This window comes from Pedobacter sp. WC2423, from assembly GCF_040822065.1.
Taxonomy (GTDB): Bacteria; Bacteroidota; Bacteroidia; order Sphingobacteriales; family Sphingobacteriaceae; genus Pedobacter.
Window position 1 is genome coordinate 4143094 of the sequence record NZ_CP162005.1, and the last position, 21349, is coordinate 4164442.

The 21349-nt window shown below is 39.0% G+C and carries 19 protein-coding genes; 3 read left to right on the forward strand and 16 right to left on the reverse strand.

Annotated features, from left to right (window positions below):
* Positions 1-88: 88 nt before the first annotated feature.
* From AB3G38_RS17230 to AB3G38_RS17245, 4 genes are all read right to left on the reverse strand, one after another.
* On the reverse strand, positions 89-718 hold the full coding sequence (locus AB3G38_RS17230) for a DUF2306 domain-containing protein (protein WP_367865064.1): 630 nt from the start codon (positions 716-718) through the stop codon (positions 89-91).
* 120 nt (positions 719-838) lie between these two features.
* Positions 839-1936 carry a helix-turn-helix domain-containing protein gene (locus tag AB3G38_RS17235; protein WP_367865065.1) on the reverse strand — a complete coding sequence of 366 codons (1098 nt, stop codon included), beginning with the start codon at positions 1934-1936 and terminating at the stop codon, positions 839-841.
* A gap of 141 nt (positions 1937-2077) precedes the next feature.
* The gene (locus AB3G38_RS17240; RefSeq protein ID WP_367865066.1) at positions 2078-2713 is read right to left on the reverse strand and encodes a response regulator; all 636 of its coding nucleotides are present in this window, start codon (positions 2711-2713) and stop codon (positions 2078-2080) included.
* Positions 2700-4703: a sensor histidine kinase gene (locus AB3G38_RS17245; protein WP_367865067.1), complete on the reverse strand. Its 2004-nt coding sequence runs from the start codon at positions 4701-4703 to the stop codon at positions 2700-2702. The genes AB3G38_RS17240 and AB3G38_RS17245 overlap by 14 nt, the downstream gene beginning before the upstream one ends.
* 201 nt (positions 4704-4904) lie before the next feature.
* Between AB3G38_RS17245 and AB3G38_RS17250 the strand changes: the two genes are divergently transcribed.
* Together AB3G38_RS17250 and AB3G38_RS17255 are read left to right on the forward strand one after the other, a co-directional pair.
* Positions 4905-5381 carry a hypothetical protein gene (locus AB3G38_RS17250; RefSeq protein ID WP_367865068.1) on the forward strand — a complete coding sequence of 159 codons (477 nt, stop codon included), beginning with the start codon at positions 4905-4907 and terminating at the stop codon, positions 5379-5381.
* A 39-nt stretch (positions 5382-5420) separates the two neighbouring features.
* Positions 5421-5870: a hypothetical protein gene (locus AB3G38_RS17255; protein ID WP_367865069.1), complete on the forward strand. Its 450-nt coding sequence runs from the start codon at positions 5421-5423 to the stop codon at positions 5868-5870.
* A 103-nt stretch (positions 5871-5973) separates the two neighbouring features.
* Here AB3G38_RS17255 and AB3G38_RS17260 read toward each other — a convergent pair whose 3' ends face one another.
* The 6 genes from AB3G38_RS17260 to AB3G38_RS17285 form a co-directional block, all read right to left on the reverse strand.
* Complete coding sequence (locus AB3G38_RS17260; RefSeq protein WP_367865070.1) at positions 5974-7014, reverse strand: NAD(P)-dependent alcohol dehydrogenase; 1041 nt, start codon at positions 7012-7014, stop codon at positions 5974-5976.
* Positions 7015-7102: 88 nt separating this feature from the next.
* A complete protein-coding gene (locus AB3G38_RS17265; RefSeq protein ID WP_367865071.1) occupies positions 7103-7990 on the reverse strand; it encodes a helix-turn-helix domain-containing protein in 888 nt (295 codons plus the stop codon).
* 68 nt (positions 7991-8058) lie between these two features.
* On the reverse strand, positions 8059-9192 hold the full coding sequence (locus tag AB3G38_RS17270; RefSeq protein WP_367865072.1) for a glutathionylspermidine synthase family protein: 1134 nt from the start codon (positions 9190-9192) through the stop codon (positions 8059-8061).
* Positions 9192-9521 (reverse strand): hypothetical protein, encoded by a 330-nt coding sequence (locus AB3G38_RS17275; RefSeq protein ID WP_367865073.1) that lies wholly within the window; start codon positions 9519-9521, stop codon positions 9192-9194. Before AB3G38_RS17275 ends, AB3G38_RS17270 begins: the two co-directional genes overlap by 1 nt.
* Before the next feature lies 1 nt (position 9522).
* The gene (locus AB3G38_RS17280; RefSeq protein ID WP_367865074.1) at positions 9523-9837 is read right to left on the reverse strand and encodes a hypothetical protein; all 315 of its coding nucleotides are present in this window, start codon (positions 9835-9837) and stop codon (positions 9523-9525) included.
* Between the two features lie 150 nt (positions 9838-9987).
* Entirely contained in the window at positions 9988-10527 is a 540-nt protein-coding gene (locus AB3G38_RS17285; RefSeq protein WP_367865075.1) for a hypothetical protein, read from the reverse strand.
* A 287-nt stretch (positions 10528-10814) separates the two neighbouring features.
* On the opposite strand from AB3G38_RS17285, the gene AB3G38_RS17290 reads away from it, so the two are divergent.
* Complete coding sequence (locus AB3G38_RS17290; RefSeq protein ID WP_367865076.1) at positions 10815-12212, forward strand: S41 family peptidase; 1398 nt, start codon at positions 10815-10817, stop codon at positions 12210-12212.
* A 64-nt stretch (positions 12213-12276) separates the two neighbouring features.
* Here AB3G38_RS17290 and AB3G38_RS17295 read toward each other — a convergent pair whose 3' ends face one another.
* The 6 genes from AB3G38_RS17295 to AB3G38_RS17320 all read right to left on the reverse strand — a co-directional run bounded on the left by AB3G38_RS17295 (position 12277) and on the right by AB3G38_RS17320 (position 21051).
* Entirely contained in the window at positions 12277-13122 is an 846-nt protein-coding gene (locus AB3G38_RS17295) for a YitT family protein (RefSeq protein ID WP_367865077.1), read from the reverse strand.
* 106 nt (positions 13123-13228) lie between these two features.
* A complete protein-coding gene (locus AB3G38_RS17300; RefSeq protein WP_367865078.1) occupies positions 13229-14641 on the reverse strand; it encodes an efflux transporter outer membrane subunit in 1413 nt (470 codons plus the stop codon).
* 21 nt (positions 14642-14662) lie between these two features.
* Positions 14663-17794 carry an efflux RND transporter permease subunit gene (locus AB3G38_RS17305; protein ID WP_367865079.1) on the reverse strand — a complete coding sequence of 1044 codons (3132 nt, stop codon included), beginning with the start codon at positions 17792-17794 and terminating at the stop codon, positions 14663-14665.
* A gap of 54 nt (positions 17795-17848) precedes the next feature.
* Positions 17849-19021 carry an efflux RND transporter periplasmic adaptor subunit gene (locus AB3G38_RS17310; protein WP_367865080.1) on the reverse strand — a complete coding sequence of 391 codons (1173 nt, stop codon included), beginning with the start codon at positions 19019-19021 and terminating at the stop codon, positions 17849-17851.
* A 156-nt stretch (positions 19022-19177) separates the two neighbouring features.
* Positions 19178-19936 (reverse strand): LytR/AlgR family response regulator transcription factor, encoded by a 759-nt coding sequence (locus tag AB3G38_RS17315; protein ID WP_367865081.1) that lies wholly within the window; start codon positions 19934-19936, stop codon positions 19178-19180.
* Between the two features lie 5 nt (positions 19937-19941).
* The gene (locus tag AB3G38_RS17320) at positions 19942-21051 is read right to left on the reverse strand and encodes a sensor histidine kinase (RefSeq protein WP_367865082.1); all 1110 of its coding nucleotides are present in this window, start codon (positions 21049-21051) and stop codon (positions 19942-19944) included.
* Positions 21052-21349: the final 298 nt, after the last annotated feature.

The window sequence follows — 21349 nt, forward strand, 5'->3', positions numbered from 1 at the left end:
AATTGGTTACAAAGATAAGACAACCTATTTTTTGTGTGATCATTTCCTTATTCGAAAAAGGAAATTGTACTATACAAATTGAGATGATTTAAGACTTAGCAAGACTATTATTTTTTAGCGCTAATCTTTTTATGATCAAGTAAGCAACAAACAGATTGGGAATCCAGGATAACCAGGCCACAATAATATAGGATATGCCAAAATTACCAATAATCATAATTAAGATAGGTAACCATATTCTCAATGTTACAGCAGCAAAACAGGCTGCATAGCTATAGATCATCATATTTTGATGTCTTAAAAACTGCTTATTCCTGACTGTCAAATAAGCCATCAATGTAGTATAAAACCAAATTACAGCCAGGCAACTAAAGCCAAGCGATGCCCATAGTCCTTCGTCTGCAAATAGTGCAATATAGAAGCCTGAAAAAGAACTTAATAAAACTGAGACAACATATGTTTTGCCAATGAATTTATGAATATAGGGCTTATTGAGCCTGAGCTTTGCATTAAACTGAATCCATCCAATAAGTAACGCCACTCCGCCCAAAATAATATGTGTATAAAAGGAGATATTCCAAATTTCACTGTTCAAGAGCCAAGCTGGTTTACCATTTAATATACCAATTTTCCCTTCATTTAACAGATACTTAAGCGGATATAATCCGATAAGAATAGACAGTATAGCAAGCATAATCCAAAAGATCTTTTTTTTCATTTCAATTCATCAGTTTTAAAATCAAATGGGCAATTATAAAACGGCCCCACCTTATTTATAAAGGTGTGTAGTATTGACATTTAAATAGTTCCACTTTGTAAGGTGGTACTTATTTGTTGATTAAATTGTGGCTTGCAGCTGGATTTTCTGGTTTTTTAGATAAGCTGTTGGTGATAATCCTGTAATCTTCTTGAAATTTCTGTTGAAGGAAGTTTTAGAGTTGAACCCAACTTCATAAGCCAATGACAGCAATGTGAACTTTTGATTTTCAGGAAAAATGACAATTGTTTTAAATTCATTAATTCTTAGTTCGTTGATATAATCGTAAAAATTCTTGTTCTCTAATGTATTGATAACTTGAGATAAGCTATTTGAATGAATGTTCAGCTGTTTAGCAACTCCGTTCAAACTTAGCTCTGGATCTTTAAAAAGTTTTTTTTGATCCATTAGCTTTAAAAGCTCAAGGTGTATCTCTGACAAAAGCGCTTCCCCTATTGCTGATCTCTGATATTTAATTGGGAATGTTATCTCACCATTGTGTTTTATTTGATCCTCAATTTTATTTGTAAAGATGCCCACTTGTTTTACGCCAAAATATCCTATGTATAGGATAAATAAATCGACACATGCAAAAGTAGTCATGTCGGTACCAAAAAGAACGGACAACCAGATTACACCCATACCAATCATTGGCTTGCTTAACCAACTTAAATTGATTTTTTCCAAATAGGAAAGTTGATTTGAAATGATCTTACGATGCTCTTTTAACAAAAATAAAGAAAGCACTATATATAGAATTCCTGAAGGCATTACCGCAAAATGGATGATTTTTAATATTGTTGTATAACCAGCACCCTGATTCTTATAAACTATAACTTTTTCAGCTACAGACAAAAGAAAAAATTTGGATAATACAACGTATACCGAAATTGTTGGAATAAAATGAAAAACAAAATTTAATTTAATGGTTTTTTTAGTTAATAAGGCAGTATATAGATACAAAAAAGGGCCGTGAATAAACGGAAAAGCAATTTCAATACCCAATAAATAAGGAATTTCGCTAAACTTTCCTGTGACTAGTAAATAATAAGTGAATAGGTGAAATGAAATTAAAAACAGCCAAAAAGCCAACACCAGATCTGCTGTAGATTTACCCTTTTTTGTAAAAAGAAGGACTGAAAGAAATAGGGAAATAATTATTCCTATGATATGCAACATGCGCTAACAGCTAAAATATTAGCCAAATATAAAGGAAAGTAACAATAGGTGGAATTTGCCGGTTCATTAGAATATCCAGTATAAAAATGGATGGAAATCGACGGAATGATAGGTAATATATAGAAATAACATCCAATTATTCTAAAGTATTCGCTGTTGTATAGCGGCCATGATCAGCTCAGCAACATTTTTTACGCCGAATTTCTGAATCAGGTTCTTACGGTGCGTATCTATGGTTAACGGGCTTATAAACAGCTCCTGGCCGATCAACTGGCTGGTTTTACCTGCAGCAATTAGCATGAGTATCTCTTTTTCTCTTCGGGTAAGTCGTGGCACGCCTTGCAAATCATTCTTAGTTGGACGGCTGATGATCTCCATCACTTCTTTACTGTAACAAATGTTTCCTTTTACGGCTTCTGCGATACAATGCCGTAATTCGTCTACAGCGCTGTTCTTCAGCAAATAGCCGCTAGCTCCATTTTGAATAGTTTGCATAATGATGCTTCGCTCAGTGTGATTGCTTAGAATAAGTATGACGGTCGATACCGATTCTTTTTTGATGATCTGACATAGGTCCATTCCATTAATATCGGGGAGCGTTATATCGAGCAAAATAAGATTTACTTCGTTGGTCCGGATGTAAGAAAGTATAGCTGCACCGCTGCAAAAGCCGCCAACCAATTTTATGTTCGGCTCATTTTCAAGTAAGGTCTTTAACCCTTCGATTACGATAGGGTGGTCGTCGACTATGGCAGTAAGTAACTTAGTTGGTGGCATCAGTATTGAGTTCTATGTTAACGGTTGTCCCTTCATTAATCACCGATTGTATTTCAAAACTCCCCTTTAAAAACGTTATCCGGTTTTTTAAATTATCTAATCCCATACCTTTTTTACCGGCCAGGACAGTTGTGTCAAACCCGCAGCCGTCATCTTCAAAAGTGATAAAAAAAACGTGATCATTCTGACTGCATTGAAGCATGATATTTGACGCACGGGCATGTTTAATAGCATTGGAAATAAGTTCCTGTACGATCCGGTAGATGTTGAGCTGTATGTTTAGAGTGATATTTTTATCAATACTTAAAGACTGAAAGTCTATATGCAGACCATCACGCATGTAAAATTCACAAAGGTCTTTCAACGCTACTTCCAGGCCGAATTTCAATAATGTTTCTGGCAATAGATTACGGGCAATGCGCCTCAGCTCGCTAACAGAGCTATCCAGTTGGCCAATAATCCGGTGAAGATTTTTGTCAGCTGCTATACCCACGTTGGTATTGGACCAGCCTGATAAACCAATTTTTACACCGGCCAGCATTCCGCCCAGGCCATCATGCAGGTCGCGGGCAACGCGCTCCCGTTCATGCTCTTCACCATCCAGCATGGCCTTGGTTACTTTTAATTGCTGTTTTTGCTCCAGGTCACGGAGTTGCTGTTGGTAGTTGATCTCCTTTTGGGCAGATAGCTTCCGGTTATTTTTAGTATTCATAATCACCAGACCAAGAGTAATCAGCAGTGATAAACAGCCAATGCCCAGTAGCCAATTATACAAATGTTCATTTTTTGCTTTTAACGCGGCCTGTTTATTCTGCGCCTCTAAGGCAGTGATTTTTTGCTGGTTTTGTGCACTGCGGTATTTAGTCTCCAGTTCGTTGATCTTGACCTGTGTTTGATCTTTATGGATACTATCTGTAAGTAACTGATGCTTATTCATCCAGGAATAAGCCGCTTTGTAATCATTCAGGTTTTTACTGGTTTTAGCCAGTTCTCCATAAATTGTTGCCTTGTCGTTGGCGGTTGCTGTAAGTGTGCCGTCCTTAACGATGTCCAGTAAGATTTGTCTGGCTTTGCCGTAAGCTTTCTGCTGTCCATAAACTTCATATTTTGTGAAGAAGAACTGCTGGTATAATTGTTTCTGATTATATTTTTTAGCCAAAGCAGTTCCCTTATCTGCACTTATTAGTGCCTGCTCAAACCCCTTAACAGTTAAGTAGTATAATGCTTCGTTGTAATAATATAGCGTATAATTTACCGACTCGGGAAAAGGAGCTATTATCGCCTTGGCTTTTTGTAATAAGGGCTTTGCCTTTTCTGCTTTACCGTCGTAACAATATATGCTTACGCCACTCAGGTAAGCAAACAAAAGATTGGTTGAATGTGGGTCTCCGTTTTGTAGCAGTTTAATTGCCTTTTGATTGTATGCTCCGGCCTTAGCGAACTGGTAATTATTCATCAGGAGCGTAGAAAGTTGGGTGTAAAAATGTGCAAGCGTTACTTTATTACCTCCTTTTTCGGCATTCGGCAGGGCTTTTTCAAGTATGATCCGGGTTAAAAATTCATATCCTTTAGTTGCCCTGTTCATTATGGCATAATTGAACCAGGCCGCACCACGCTTGTCAAATGCCTTCGGTGTATTAAATACAGATAATGCCTCTTCTGCCTTTTTAAAGGCTACAGCTGCCTTTACCGTGTTCCAGTTAAAATAATATTGCCCCTCATAAAAAAGTGACAATGCTTTGTAATATGGATACTTTTCGGCAAGTTGTTTACCACGCAGCAAATACATTTTGCTTTTCACCGTATCCTTAAATTTCCAGTATTCTACCAGCGAGAAATTGGCGTTAGCCTTTGTACTATCCGGGTTATTTGTATGTAAAACGTTTTCCAAACTGTCCAGATGCCGTTTTTCATTGAGCGGTATCTGTTGCTGTGAATAGGCCTTAACTAACCAAAGTGTGCAAATCACGATCAGCTTGATTTTTTTCATTTCTATAATATGCAGGTCAACAAGTGTACTTCATCGGTTTTAAATATGCAGCTAAAAATTCAAAACCTGATTAAAGTCATTGTTGCTGTCATCAAAATACCTAAAAACCAGTAGAAAAAAAACCACCAATAAGGGGATTTCAAGTCCGAAGACCATCGAATAGTTTTGCTGCTGCTTATTTATATATCGAATCAAATAATTATGAAAAAATCTATTTTTAAAAATTTAATTACTGTTATTGTTTGCGCCGTTTTATTTGCAAGTTTTTCATCATGCAGCAAGAAAGACAGCGGTGACCCCTCGCCATCCAATGGACGTACCGCCAAATTTACGGTTACAGTAACTGGTGCTCCTGCATCGGCTTATATATCCTTCGTAATGGTAGGGTTAACCAATGATCCGAAAGAATCTACTGTTTGGAAAGTAAACGGAGCAGTGAAAAACAGCGAAAACTCCGTAAGTCTGGGTTTAAATGACTTTAGCGGTAACACAAGAACTTATGTGATAGAAACTATTAAACCATTAAGTGCTATCAGTGTAGGAGTGCAATGTTTAAACGCAGAAAATTCGCCCTACAAAATTAGTTACAAAGCAGAAATAAACGGCGAAGTTAAAAACGATGAAAAAGATGTTACAGTTGCCAAAACTGCCGATTTCACACACGATTATACCTATTAAGTGTAGATAAGATTATACATTATAAAAAATCAATGAACTATGAAAAAGATCATGATCATTTGTGCAGGCCTGATATTATTCGGGGCAACAGTAACCAGAGCACAAGCTATTTTGGACAAAATTGACAGGGCAAGCGACAGAGCCGATAGGGCCGGCCATACAGCAGACCGGACAAAAAGCACGAGTGACAAGATCCTGGGTTTTTTTGGCAAAAAGAAGAATGGCCTTTCATCGGAAACAAAAACTACTGTAAAACTCAGCGGCGTTGACTTTGCGACCCTCAAAGGTCTAAATGAAAAACTGCAAACGGCAAAGGGTATCCAAAGCACCAAGATGAAATACAGTGCTTCAGGATCTTCGATAACACTATATCATGGAGGCTCTACATCGGATATTCTCAAAACGCTCCAGAAAGCTTCCCCACAAGTGTTTGCGGAAAAGAATATTGATGGCATGGATGACGGCGAGATAGCTGTTAAAATTAAATAAACCTCATCAATGCATATTCTGGTATACCATGAAGAAGCCGTTTCATAAGTCAATTATGAGACGGCTTCTTTTGTGAATTACAAAATAATTAATAACCTTACGCTTACAAGGTCGCCATATCGATAACGAATCTGTAGCGGACATCGCCTTTTAACATTCTTTCGTAAGATGCGGTAACATCTTTGATGTCAATCACCTCAATATCAGAAACAATATCATGTGCTGCGCAGAAATCAAGCATTTCCTGAGTTTCAGCTATACCGCCAATACCAGAACCTGCAACACTTTTACGACCACCTAATAAAGAGAATGGCTGAATTGCATAAGCTTCAGATGGAACTCCTACACAAATATGTGTACCATTTGTGCGTAGTAACGAAATATACATATCCATATCGTGTACAGCAGATACCGTATCCAGAATGAAATCAAATGAGCCTTTTACAGCTTCAAGCTGAGCTGGATCTGAGGTAACCACAAAGTGATGAGCTCCTAATGCTTTTGCTGCTTCCTCTTTTGCAGGAGAAGTGCTTAATACCGTTACTTCTGCACCGAAGGCTACACCGAACTTAACGCCCATATGGCCTAATCCGCCTAGTCCTAAAACAGCCAGTTTATGACCTTTACCAACTTTCCAGTGACGTAAAGGTGAGTAAGTCGTAATACCTGCACAAAGCAATGGTGCTGTTGCCGCCAGATCTAATTTTTCTGAGATATGCAGAACAAATTCTTCACGCACTACAATCGTATTGGAGTAACCTCCGTAAGTAGGTACACCCGATCTGTCATTGTTATTATAAGTCTGAGTACTTCCTTCCAGGCAGTATTGTTCCAGACCGTCCTTGCAGTTTTCGCAAACCTGGCAAGAATCGACCATACAGCCAACGCCGGCAAGTTGTCCTGCACTGAATTTTTTCACATGTTCACCAACTTTAACAATCTTTCCTACGATTTCATGTCCCGGTACCATTGGGAATATACCCGGAAACCAATCGTTCTTAATCTGGTGAAGGTCGGAGTGGCAGACGCCACAATATGATATTTCAATTTGAACGTCATGCGGCCCTACTTCCCTGTGTTCAAAATTCCAGGGAGCTAAGTCTGTTTGAGCATCTTGTGCTGCATATCCTTTGGCTTGTATCATGGTTAAGATCTTATGTTTTTTTATTAATCAAATGTATAACCTGTAATCCGGATCATCACTACAAAATTCAAAGCATTAATTATACTTTTCAAAGAGTTTTGCGCAATGCCATTGGCGTAAGTCCAGTATGTTTTTTAAAAAAATTGTTAAAGTACGAAGCATAATCAAAGCCCAGGCTCCTTGCTATTTCTGCGACATTCCAGTCGGTATGAGTAAGCAGGGATCTTGCCTCAGCTAGTATTCGGTTATTAATATGAGTTGTAGTTGAATGTCCCGTTATCTCACTTACCGCTGCATTTAAATGATTGACATGTACAGCCAGCAGATCTGCATAATCGCTGGCCTTTTTAAGCAGTAATGTATACTGCTGGGAATCCACAGGAAATTGTTTCTCCAGAAGATCTAAAAATAGTTTGGCAATGCGTGATGAAGCCTTTTGAGGAGTAAAATAAGCCACGGCTGGTTGCATCTTTATAGCCTCATGTATAATAAGATTCAGGTAATTACGAATCAGATCATTCTTGTGTATATAATCGCTTTCCTGCTCCATTTTCATCCTGTCGAAGATGCTATGAATATAATCAGCCTGCTGACTCGTCAAAAAATAAATAGGTTCACCTCCTGGCTTAAATAAACTGGAGTCTTCCAAACTCTGTATACGTCCGTTTTCCCGGAGAAATTCTTTAGTAAAAACACAAAAGTGACTTACCGTAGCTTCATGGTTACCTTCCCATGAATAAGGAATCATAGGATTGGTAAATACCAGGGCTGGCTGGTTAATTTCTATAGCTTTATTAGCATAATACAGCATGCTGTTACCTGATAGTGCCAGCGTGATTTTATAGAAATCACGGCGGTTATAAGAAGTCAGGCTACAGTTGGCTGTGCAAGTATTCGCGACTCTGAATTGGGTACGCTCAGTTTGTATATTGTCCAGATATTGGTCGGTAATTCCGTTTTCCTCTATTGAGCTCATATACAAAGTTAAATATTTCAAAGAGAAAATCCCTGGAGCATTTCGTCAATACGGGCTGGCAGCTAAGTTTAATTATTAATCAGATGGGGTATGAAACAGGACGTGTTTCCGGTAATTAAACTATCATCTTCCCGTATTCCCATGCCCGAGGGTTGCTGACCAATAATCCATGATCCGATGATCGGGATCTTGTTGTCGAATCTTGGGATGTTAAATATCTGCTGACAGATGAACCCCTCTTTTCCATAAATACCTTTGGTTTCCGCTAAGATCTGTCCATCCTTAACCATGCTGATATTTGCCCCTTCTCTGGAATAGATCGGTTTTTTTACATAATTCTTCAGCGTATTTTCTTCCTCGAAATAGCATTCCAGGACATAAGGACAGTTAGGGTACAGCTTCCACAAAACAGGTAATATAGCCTTGTTAGAAAGAATCATTTTCCAGGCCGGCTCAATCCAGTATACTTCCGGGTTTAAGAGCAGCTGATCAAAGAATGGCTCATTTACCATCCATTCCCATGGATAAAGCTTGAAAATGTTTTTAATCTCCTGATCTTCTAAATCTACAAACTCACACTCTTCCTGATTCCAGCCAATGTCATCTATAAAAATGAGTTTAGTTGGTATACCAGCCTGAATAGCGCAATCTCTCATATATTCTGCTGTCGTTAAGTCTTCCAGTGATTGCTTGACGCAGGTAAAATGTAAAATCCCTTCATACAGATAGGGCTTTAAATATTTCCAGTAATCAATCAGGCGTTCATGTACCGAGTTGAATTGATCTTTATGAGACGCGAAATCCTGTAGCCAGAACCATTGTACAATTCCAGCTTCAAATAATGAAGTTGGTGTATCTGCATTAAACTCGAATAATTTTAAGTCTGTGCCGTCAAAACCGAAATCAAAACGGCCGTAAATCGCAGGGACATCATCATTCCAGCTTTTTTCTATAACCGCTACTGCCCGATCCGGGATAGCAAATCTATGGTATAGCTTATGGTCTATAACATACTGCACTGCTTCCAGGCACATGCCCCAAAGTTCGGCTGTAGCTGTTTCAATTTTATTTACTTCTGAGAGTGAAAACTCGTAATAAGCATTTTCATTCCAATAAGGAACATCCGCTGTATGAAAACCAAAGCCTAGTTTTTCTACTGAGGATTGCCAGTTGTTTCTGGGAGTAATGGTATGTCTTTGCATTATGAAGAAACTGAAAATGAATGTGAACCGCCAAATCCGCCTCTTATTGCTGCGCCTTTCATGCCCGATCTGCCAATGTTAGAGCGTTCAGAAAGCGAAGAGGAATAGTAGCCGGAATGATGATAACTGCCTCCATAAAACATGCCATAAGGCCTGAATGCATAGTACCATAGAAATGGGGAGAGATACATACCCTGGGTATGTGTATAATTTGCGGTAGTATCAGACCGCATATAAACTTCATTAGAGTCCCAGTCTGGTTTAGGTTTACTACAGGAAGCCAAAGCTGCGGTAATCAGCACCAGGTTTACAACTTTTGATTTCTTCATATTAATTTACTGTAATAAAGAGCTGATAGTTTTTTTTGACTTTTAGAGTAGTATCCTGGCCTGCGCTATTTTCTCCCTGCTCAGTTGAGAATCCAAGAGCGGGAATCGTATCTAATCTTGTAACTTCTTTAACATTCTTATGCTTTACCCAGAATATATTTTCAGTCTTCATTACATCAAGTGAATCATTCAGGTGAGAGATATGAACTTTAGTTTCTACTGAACCATTTTTATCTACTTCTTTAACTTTGTCGTCATTTTCCTGTTTGCATGCCACAAAGGATAAAGCAAGGATGGCGATTACTAATTTTTTCATGAATTGGATTTGAGCTATATATTGCCGGAAGATAAGAAATCTAAAATATTTACAGCACAAAGGGGAGCCTCTCTTCAGAAAACTCCCCTTTTATTTTTCATAAAACTTTTTATAATTAGTCAAAAGGCATTGATTGCAGACCGTTCAGGATTAACAATCAAGGCATCTCCATTCTACGATGCCTGATCCGGATCCGAAACGCTGCATTGTATATTTCTCAAGATCTATCAGGAAGCCAATTCCATTTTCATTCGCGTTAATGGTACAGCATCCATTACAATCAGAATCAGAGCAATTATCATAAACTTTGGCATCGATTTGTTTACTTCCCTGTCTTATTCTAAATGTTTTTAACTTGTACTTGCCTGCATCTTTTGAATGAATAGAAATAATATTATTTGCTTTTACCCAGCTTAAAGTCTGTTTTCCGGAAAGAAATGCAAATTGCCCGGCCCAGGTACAGCCATTAAACTCAATGCATTCAGGACTTCCCGGAAGTGGAAAGGACTCATAATTTGTCAAATTAGCTTTGCGCCATACTTCGGCGTTGACTTTTGTTGTTGAAACATCCTGTGAGCCAGGGTTTTGAACTTCAACTTCTTTTTTGCAGGAGGCAAAAATCATTGTTCCTGCTAAAACGAAAAGTGCCGTTCTGGACTTTAACAGATTGAAAATGGTTAGGTTTTTCATAGGTTTGGATAGATTGTTGTGTATCAGTCATTTGATACTAAAAATAAATTTAACTATTTTTAACAGTAAAATAATTGTTTTTAATAATTATATTGTTTAATAATAAATACAGTTATTATTTTGCTTATTTGATATATTGTCATGCTCATTTCTCTATATATTTATTAATATGACAATATTGAAATATATAAGCATTGGAAATCCTGTAAAAAATCTGCTGCATTTCTTTATTGCTGCATTGATCTTATAGATATAATTATATTTGATCAATTACCAGTTTAGCCCACATGAAAGTAATTCTTGTTTCTCTTCTTTTCTTGTTTCTATTTCAAACCCGCAGCTTCTCTCAGAGTTGTAATTGTGCAGAAGAATTTCAATATGTTAAAAATAAAATTGAAAAGAATTATGCGGGATTCAGTGATAAGGTAAATCCTAAAACTAAGATAGCTTATCAAAAATATTCCACGCAGGTATTGGAGAGATCCAAAAAGATCACCTCGTCGGCTTACTGTGTCAATTTGATTAACGAATGGATTGGTTTTTTTAAGGATGGACATATTGAAGTTGGACGTAACAGGCTTTCTAAAGAGAAATATGATGCAGATCAGGACAGGTTAATAGCGGATGTTGAAAAACAGGAAGTCAGCAAACATGAGGTAGACAGTTTAAAGAAATCGGGCGGAACAGCGGGTATTTACTGGAGCAAAGACTCTATTTATAAAGTAGCGCTGATCAAAAGTGAAAATGGCTTTCGTGATTATGCAGGTGTAGTTCTCGAATCTAAAAATAAATCCTGGAAACCAGGTTTTGTAATGATGGAATTGAAAGCTCAGAAAACCGGCTTAAAAGGAATCATATATGATAAATATTATACACCGGAATCTGTTTTATTAAAGCTAAGTCAAAATGCATTTGGCGATTGGCAGAGAGAAGGTACAGCGGGCGTGAAAACGGAAAAGATTCTGACAAACGACATCTCTTGTAAATCGCTTTCAGACCAGACATTTTATATCCAGATCGGGACCTTCAATCAGAGAAATGCTAAAAGTATTGATTCTGCAATTCAGGCAAACCGGGCAATTCTGGAAAGAACACCTAACCTGATTCTTGATTTGAGGAATAATGGCGGGGGTGCAGATTTCTCCTACAGACCTCTGATCCCTTATTTGTATACGAATAAAATAAAAACTATAGGACCGGATATCCTGGCTTCAGAAGATAACGAGGAAGGATGGCGGGGACTGTTAAAAATGAACGATATTCCCGAAGACCAGAAAGTATTTATTCGTGAAAAGATAAAGGCGATGCAACTTCACCGCGATCAGTTTATTGATCTGGGTGCAGATAATGATTTGGTATTAGATAGCATCAAGGTCTTTCCCAAAAAGATTGTGGTCTTGATTAATAAAGGCTGCGGGTCAACGACTGAGCAATTTCTTTTGACAGCAAAGCAGAGTAAAAAGATCATCGTAATGGGCGAAAATTCTGCTGGTGTACTGGATTATGCGAATGTGAGAGATATCTCTTTTAGCTGCATGCCCTATGCGTTACATTATGCCACCAGTCGCAGCAGAAGGGTTGATATGGGGCTTGGTATAGATAATGTCGGGATCAGGCCGGACTATATACTCACGCCAACTCAAAATTGGGTAACAGCAGCACAACAGCTTTTGGAGAAAAAATAGAAAAAAAAGAGCCTGTAAATTAGTGTCTGACTTTTTTGGGGCAGTGTAAATTTGCAGGCTCTTTTTAAATAGTAAATCCTTTACCGAAAACATCATGGACATCATGAATCACTACAAAAGCATCAGGATCTGTTTCATGTACCATCATTTTTAATTCTATAAGTTCAGGTTTGCTGATTACCACATAGATAACCTCTTTGCGGTCTTTTGTGTAAGCACCATGGCCATGTAATACAGTTGCTCCTCTAACCAGGCCCATTGTTATTTTCTCAGCAATCATCACCGATTGAGCAGAGATGATAGTTACTGCTTTTTTAGTGTTAAATCCTTCAACTATAAAATCTACAACTCTTGCACCAATATAAACTGCAACAAGGGTATACATCGTTTTTTCAGGGCCAATAATAAAAGTGGAAAGTCCGATAACTACAATATCAACGATCAGCATTGCTGTACCCAGTTTCCATCCCCAGAGCTTTTGAAATAGTCTGGCAATAATAGCTGAGCCACCAGTTGTGCCTCCCGAAAGGAAAACCAGGCCTATACCCCCGCCAACAAACAAACCTGCAAATATTGCAGCAAGCAGTGGATTGGAAGTTAAAGGAGGATGCGTATTCTCTGTAAGAAATAAAAACAGGGAGGAGAAAAATATACCAAATAAGGTATAAACGATGGTACGTTTGTCAAGTAGCTTATAGCCTATTGCCATCAGTATAGCATTCAGAATCAGGTTCAGAATACCAGGTGACCAATGAAAATAGTAAAAGGCAACAATGGTCAGACCAATCACTCCGCCTTCAGACAGTTGATTAGGAATAGCAAAGTAGTTGATACCCGAAGCGAAAATAAGGGTTCCTAAAATTATCAGTGCGATATTCTTTGCATGTTCTTTTTTTGCCGGCATTGCCATGTTGTTGTTTTAGATAATGAGCGTAAATAGGATCGGGAGATCGTTAAATAGGATTTCAGCGATATTTATTCTGCAAATATCTAAAACAATTCTGGCTTTTGCACTACTAATTCCATCCTCCGCCCAGCGAACGGTAAAGGTCTACCATTGCACTGAGCTGCTGACGTTCGATGTCCATGAGATTCAATTCACTCTGTAATACGTTACTTTGGGCAGTAATGATCTCCAGATAATTTGCCATTCCATTTTTGAACAGCATATCTGCATTTTTAATCACCTGCTTTAAAGTTTGTACTCTTGATTCCTCAAGTTCACGTTGTTTTTTTAGCTTTTCTAATTTGACAAGTGCATCGGTAACCTCGGTTACCGCGTTAACTACAGCCCTCTTAAACCCTATAACAGATTTGTCTTTTTCTACCCTGGCGAGTTCAAATTGCGTTTTTAATTGCTTGCGCTGAAAAATTGGTTGTGTTAATCCCCCGGCTACTGTACCAAACAGTGAACCGGGAATATTAAACCAGTTACTTGCCTTAAAGGCATTGATCCCGCCACTTGCCGTGATGTTTAAAGAAGGGTACATATTTGCCTGAGTTGCTCCAACCCTTGCATTAGCAGCCATGACAGCTAATTCCGCAGATTTAACATCTGGTCTGATTGCCAGTATATCTGCCGGAATACCAGTCGTAAAATGTTCAGGTACAATAAAAGCTGTCAGGCTCACTTTTCTTTCAATTTTTGAAGGTAAAGCACCTGCCAGTGTCCTTAACGCATTTTCCTGAATGGCAATCGTCTGTTCTAATTGTGGCACAAGCAATGCAGCAGAAAGGCGTTGTGCTTCGGCCTGCTGCACCGCAAGACTATTGACTTGTCCGGCCTCCTTCTGTAAACGGATAACCATTAAAGTACTATCGTTCAGTATCACATTGCGATGTGCTATTTCCAGTTGAGCATCCAGCATCAGCAGATTAAAAAAGCCCTGTGCTACACTAGCCACTACCTGGGTTTGAACTGCCCTTGCGGCAGCCTCAGTTTGCAGATAAGTATCAAGCGCGGCCTCTTTTTGTCTTCCGATTTTCCCCCAGATGTCCGCTTCCCAAGACAAGCCTAAACTCACATTGTAATCTTCTATATGTTTTGATCCGGCAAACATCGCCGCACTCTTCCCGTTTATGCTGTTATCTGAAGATCTGTTAGTCGCTGCGTTAACTTGCAGCGTAAGATCAGGAAACAGGCTTGCGTTTGCCTGTTTTAAGCTTAATCTTGCACTTTCTATATTCTTAATAGCAAAAGCCAGATCAAAATTACGCAGCACTGCACTGTCTATTAATTGCTTCAAGGTTGGCTCTGTGAAGAAATCTTTATAGGCAATAGTGGCTATACTTTTTCCGGAAGCTGCTGCTGTGCTGGTATTGAATTGTTCAGGCAGGGCAGTTTGCGGTCTGCTATAGTTCTTCCCGGTTTTGCAAGCCGCGAATGCAAGCGGTACAGCTAAAAGGTATATATATTTATTTAGTTTCATGTTTGGATTTCTAAAGGTCTGTTAACTTTCTATTGCGGTAGGCTTACCACTTATTTTTTCATGTAAATACTGAAAAGCGACGTAAAGTACCGGGATAATAAACACACCCAGAATGACACCCAGCAGCATTCCGCCTGCCGCACCTGTTCCAATAGAACGGTTACCTAATGCCGATGGCCCAACCGCGCGCATCAAAGGGATTAAACCGACAATAAATGCAAGAGAGGTCATAATAATTGGACGCAGCCTGAGTTTGGATGCTTCAAGAGCTGAATCTAATAAGGTCATTCCAGCTTTCCGTCTTTGTACGGCATATTCAATAATCAGAATTGCATTTTTAGCGAGTAAACCGATCAGCATGATCATGGCTACCTGCACATAAATGTTGTTTTCCAGCCCGGCCATGTTAACAGCTAACAATACTCCCAGAATACCTACAGGAACAGAAAGAATAACTGCCAGTGGTAAAATATAGCTTTCGTATTGAGCAGCCAGCAGGAAGTAAACGAAAAGTAAACACAAACCGAATACGGTCGCTGCCTGTCCGCCAGATGTCTTTTCTTCCAGGGACATTCCAGTCCATTCATAACTATAACCTTCAGGAAGATATTTAGCTGCCACTTCTTCCGTGGCTTTAATTGCATCGCCTGTACTAAATCCGGTTTTGGCCATTGCGTTAATACTAATCGCATTAAAAAGATTGTAACGGGCTACAGTTTCGGGACCGTAAACTCTTTTTAATTTAATTAGCGTGTTAACAGGAACCATCTGGCCACTGTTGTTTTTAACAAATATTCCATTCATAGCTTCTGGTGTGGCTCTTGAAGCTACATTTGCCTGCACAACAACTCTGTAATACTTGCCGAAACGGTTGAAGTCTGAAGTTTGGATACTTCCGTAGTAAGCTTGCATCACACCCATCAGTTCTTTTATACTTACACCGAGTTGCTTGGCTTTTACGGCATCAACTTCCATTTCCAGCTGCGGATAATCTGTTCTGAAAGTGGTAAATGCGGCTTCTATTTCTTTGCGTTTCATTAACTCCTGAGTGAATCCCCGGGCAATTTCACTGAATTTATCCAGCCTGGCTCCTGTACGGTCTTGTAAAACAAATTCCAATCCGCTCACATTTCCAAAACCAGGGACAGTTGGCATGGTAAATACATATATATTGCCTTCCAGAATAGCAGATAGCTTTTGATTCATCACACCGATGATCTCATTAATGTTTTTAATCTCTCCTCTTTTATCGATATCTTTTAATTTAATGAAACCGACACCAAATGAGGGACTATTAGCTGAGCTTAACATATCAAAACCAGAAATACTCGTAATGCTTTCAGCGGCAGGTATGGTTTTAATGATGCTATCGGCTTTTTTCAATGCCTTTCCGGTCCGGTCTAAAGAAGATCCGGCTGGCATCGCTAATGAAAATACGATGAAACTGCCATCTTCATCAGGAATAAAGCCTTTAGGTGTGGTACGCAGCATCCAGAAAGTTAAAAGCATTAATAAAGCGAATGCACCGAAACTTGCCCATTTGAAACGAATCAATACTTTAACGCTTTTGATATACCGATCTGTCATTGCTGAAAATCCGGTATTGAATGCGGTAAAGAACCGGTCGCTAAACTTTGTCTTTTGAGCTGGAGCTGTATGGTTGTTTTTTAAGAATAACGCACACAATGCAGGGCTCAGTGTTAATGCATTCACTGCTGAAATTACAATAGCGATGGCCAGGGTAAAGGCAAATTGTCTGTAGAATACCCCCGTCGGTCCTTCCATGAAACCTACTGGTAAAAATACAGCTGCCATCACCAGGGTAATCGAGATTACTGCTCCGGTTATCTCATGCATAGCCGATAGCGTAGCCGGTTTTGCAGCAAGATGCTCATGTTCCATTTTTGAATGGACAGCCTCCACTACAACGATCGCATCATCTACTACAATTCCAATGGCAAGTACCAGGGCGAACAGCGTTAACAAGTTAATCGAGAATCCGAATAACTGCATAAAAAAGAATGTTCCAATAATTGCTACCGGCACGGCAATAGCGGGGATCAGAGTTGATCTGAAATCCTGAAGAAAAATGAATACAACGATGAAAACCAAGATAAAAGCTTCTATCAAAGTGTGTATTACCTGTGAAATGGATTGATCAAGCTGAACTTTTGTACTCAAAGGGGTTTCATATCTTAAGCCTTTAGGAAAAGTTTTTGATAGTTTCAGCATCGCTTCATTAATTTCTTCCTGTACCTTATTCGCATTGGATCCTGCGGTTTGGTAAATAGCCATACCTGCGCCGAAATTACCATTCACCCAGGTGTCGCCACTATAGGTATAAGAGCCGAATTCAACTTTTGCCACGTCTTTTACACGCAATACCGACCCATCGGCATTTGCACGGATAATCATCTCTTCAAAGCCTAAAGGCTGATTAGACTTACCTTTATATTTAAGTACATATTCAAATGCTTCTTTACTGCCTTCACCGAATTTTCCCGGAGCCGCTTCCACATTCTGATCCTGAATAGCTGCCATTACTTCTTGCGGAGCTAAACCATAAGAAGCCATTTGTTCCGGGTTTAACCAGATACGCATCGCATAATCTTTGTTCCCGAATACAGTAACGTTACCAACTCCTGTAACTCTTTTCAGCACAGGAATCACATTGATCTTCGCGTAATTTTCCACGAATGCAGCATCATATTTCTTACTGTCATCATAAATAGACATGAACATAATCATACTGTTCTGCTGTTTCTGCGTAGTTACGCCAATCTGAACTACTTCTGTGGGTAACTGGCTAATGGCTTGAGATACTCTGTTTTGTACGTTTACTGCCGCCTGATCAGGGTCTGTACCAAGTTTAAAGTAAACCTGGAGACTGAGTGAGCCATCATTACTTGAAGTTGACTTAATATAAGTCATACTCTCTACACCATTAATTGCATCTTCTAAGGACGGTGCAACGGTACGCGCCACTGTTTCTGCATTTGCACCAGGATATACTGCTGTTACGAATACACTTGGTGGTGCAATTTCAGGAAATTGAGTGACCGGGAGTTTTGTCATACTTAAGAATCCAAGTATTAACAGTAAAATGGAGATCACCGTAGCCAGTACGGGTCTTTCTATGAATTTCTTAAACATGATTCATTGTCTGATGATGCCAGACAGATCAACTGCCGGCTAATGTTAATATTATTATTTTCCGGCTTTTGCAGATGCTGATGAAGAGCCCGGATTAATGACCATTCCCTCGTGTAAGCGATCAAGCCCAACAGATACAATCTTGTCACCAGGCTTTAAGCCAGCTTTAATGATATAGTCTGTGCCGCTTTTACCATCGATATCAATCATTACTCTGCTGAGTTTATTGCTGTCTGCAAGTTTGTAGACAAACACTTTATTCTGAAGTTCCAGTGTAGAAGCCTGAGGCACCAGTAAAGAGTTTATGTGGAGCTGATCAATTCTGATTTTGCCAGTATTTCCTGCGCGTAATAAGCCATCTGCATTGGGAAATGTCGCTCTTAGCATAATTGATCCTGTATTCTTATCAAACTGACCGTCTACCATGCTGATACGGCCTTTGTGAGTGTAAATCGTATTATCTGCCAGGAGCAAAGAAACTGGCGGGATCTGTCTGATCTTTTCTGTCAGTGTTTTACCCGGAAACTGTGCTTTGAAATTGATAAAGTCATTTTCACCAATAGAGAAGTAAGCGTAGATTTCATGTACATCTGAAAGCGTAGTTAAAGGCTGCTGATCAGTTTTACCAACCAGACTGCCCAGTCTGCGCGGGATTCTGCCAATGAAACCACTCACAGGAGCTTTAATCTTTGTAAATCCAAGATTGATCTTTGCAGATTCTACTGCTGCTTTAGCCTGTTCAAGGTTCGCTTTTGCTACATGATGAGCTGCCTGTACAGTTTTAAGTTGTATAATAGAGACTACATTGCTTTTAACCAGTGGGATTACTTTATCTACCTCTAGTTGCGTGTTGCTTAATGCGGCTTCTGCGGCATGCATAACAGCAACAGCATTATTGAATTGTTGCGTATAAGGCTGATCATTAATTTTAAATAGCAGCTCGCCTGCTTGCACAAATGCACCTTCATCAACATAAACTTTATCGAGATAACCGTCTACCTGAGGTCTGATTTCAACATTTACTTTTCCTTCAAGTGTACCCGTATAATCTTTAGTAGTCGTTGCTGATGACTGTGTCAGTGTAATAACCGGAATTGTGGGTGGGGCTTCCTGAGCGCCAGCACTTTCATTGGTGGAGCGGCAGCTGAATAAAGTAGTAAGCAGCAGTGCAGAACAGAATAAAAGACCCGGCCCTCTAAATAGAAGCGATTTGTTTTCAACTTTCATGTGGTGATAGGATTTGCATAAATTGCGTGAACCCATATTACTTAATGGAATACAGATTACAACGATGCAATTTTATGATTTACATGACTAAATGAAGGAGAAGAAATAACTGAGAACGCTTTATTGGCAGATGAAACAACTTTCAGTCCAACTGAATCAGCTGTCAAGCCACCTTTTAAACTGGCTTGCCTTTTCCTTGCTGATATGGATATCTGTCGCCGCCGCAGGGATGAGAATAAGTTTTAATTTACCATTAAAATAATTGTGGATACTCTCCAGGCTTTTGATGTTGATCAGGTATTGCCGGTTTGCACGGAAAAATATCGCCGGGTCCAGCTGTTCTTCAAGTTCATCCATCGTGTAAGACACGGCCTGCTCTTTTGCATCGCGGGTAACAATGTTTGTGATCTTGTTTTCAGAATAAAAATAAGCGATATCGGGAACTATAATGGTTTTGTAGCCATCACGATAGGGAATTAGAAAGCGGGAACGATAATTGGCATTTTGTTTTTTAATAATGGCAACAACCTCTTCAATTGTTCCAGGGGATATCTTCTGTGTATGCTGTTGCTTAAATTTAGAAATGCTGCCTTTTAACTCCTCCATATCAATTGGTTTTAAAAGGTAGTCAATGCTGTTTACTTTAAAAGCACGTAATGCATATTCATCGTAGGCTGTTGTGAAAATAACTGGAACAGTAATCTCTACCTGAGTAAAGATTTCAAAACAAATGCCGTCTGCAAGGCGTACGTCCATCAATATCAGGTTTGGATGCGGATTTAACCGCAGCCATTGTACACTATCGGCAATCGTATCCAGTATTGCAACAATCTCGGTATGGCTATCTATTTCAAGCAATATCTTTTGCAGGCGTATAGCATTCAATTTTTCATCCTCTATAATCAGTACATTCATTTCTGTTATTCTGTTATTTCTAATAAGGGTAGTTTGACTATAAATGTGTTATCATTCTCGACGATCTGCGGACAGGCATCTGATAATAACCGGTAACGGCTGATGATATTTTTTAATCCAACCCGTGTGGATGGGATATGAAAATTCACCAGCTGCAAATTGTTTGAAACTTCAAGCCAGCCTTCTGCATTGATACAGATATTTATATACAGTGGGCGTGAACGAGAGGCCACATTATGTTTAATGGCATTTTCTATCAGTAATTGTAAAGTAATTGGCGGTACCCCTTTGATTTCGTAATCTTCAGGAATATCGATGTTAATCTGAAGATTATCAGATACCCTGATTTTGATCAGGTAAATATAAGAGTTGATAAACTTGATTTCGTCCCTTAACGAGATAATATCCCTGCTCAGATTAATGATCATGTAACGATATACTTTGGATAGATTATCCAGGAAAACAAGTGCAGAATCAGGGTTCTCAGCTATCAGACTTGATAAGGTACTGAAGTTATTAAACATAAAATGAGGGTCAAGCTGTGCCTTCAGTGATTGAAGTTCAGCTTGCATAGCCACTTGATTCAAATCGTAAGCTTTAAGTTCTAACGCTGATGTTTCGAGCATCGACATTTTCCATTTACGCAGAAAAAAATCGGCTGTATAAATTGCACTGATTAAGGTGCTGATGATAATGCTCACCAGGCCAACCTGCCAGCCAAATGTTTTGTCACTTTGCGAATAACTGTCATAATGCGGGTAAACCAGGTGATCAATATAAAGCAGCAGATTGATGACAGTGCCTGCACTGATAATCTGTAAGAAGAACTGGCAAATAAAACGCAATAATGGAGACTCTATCCATGGAATATGCCGGTCCAGCCATCTGGCTATCAGGAGGCTGGATTCAGTAATCAGAAAACAAACGACCATTACCCCCAGCCACTCGGTAAGCAAAGTATATATATTCTGTTCAAAATAAACATTCCAGAACGGATCGTAGGGGTTTAACAGATAAATGAAAATGTAAAAACAGAAAAAGACGACAGGTAAAATGAAAAACCTGAAGTGCTGATAAAAAGTACGTTCACTTATTTCTTTAGTATGCTTAGCCATAACTTCATAGGTAGGTATTCATCAGTAAAACAGGGTAATAATTTGTAAAGCTAGTCTCGGATCCGGTAATGCTATGATGTTATTGACCGAACTTTATATTTCCCGCACTGAAACGTTCTTTTGAATCGCTCAGTAGTACTGGCCCTGCAAGATCTTTGAGCAGCGATTCAAAGATAGAGAAAACTGTATTCAATAAAAACCTGAAGACTCTTGCTGTGTGTGGTGGAAATATTCGGTTTATTTCTTTACTAAAATGATTTTTCAATTTTATTCAGCCACTTATAGTGTAATTGTTTTC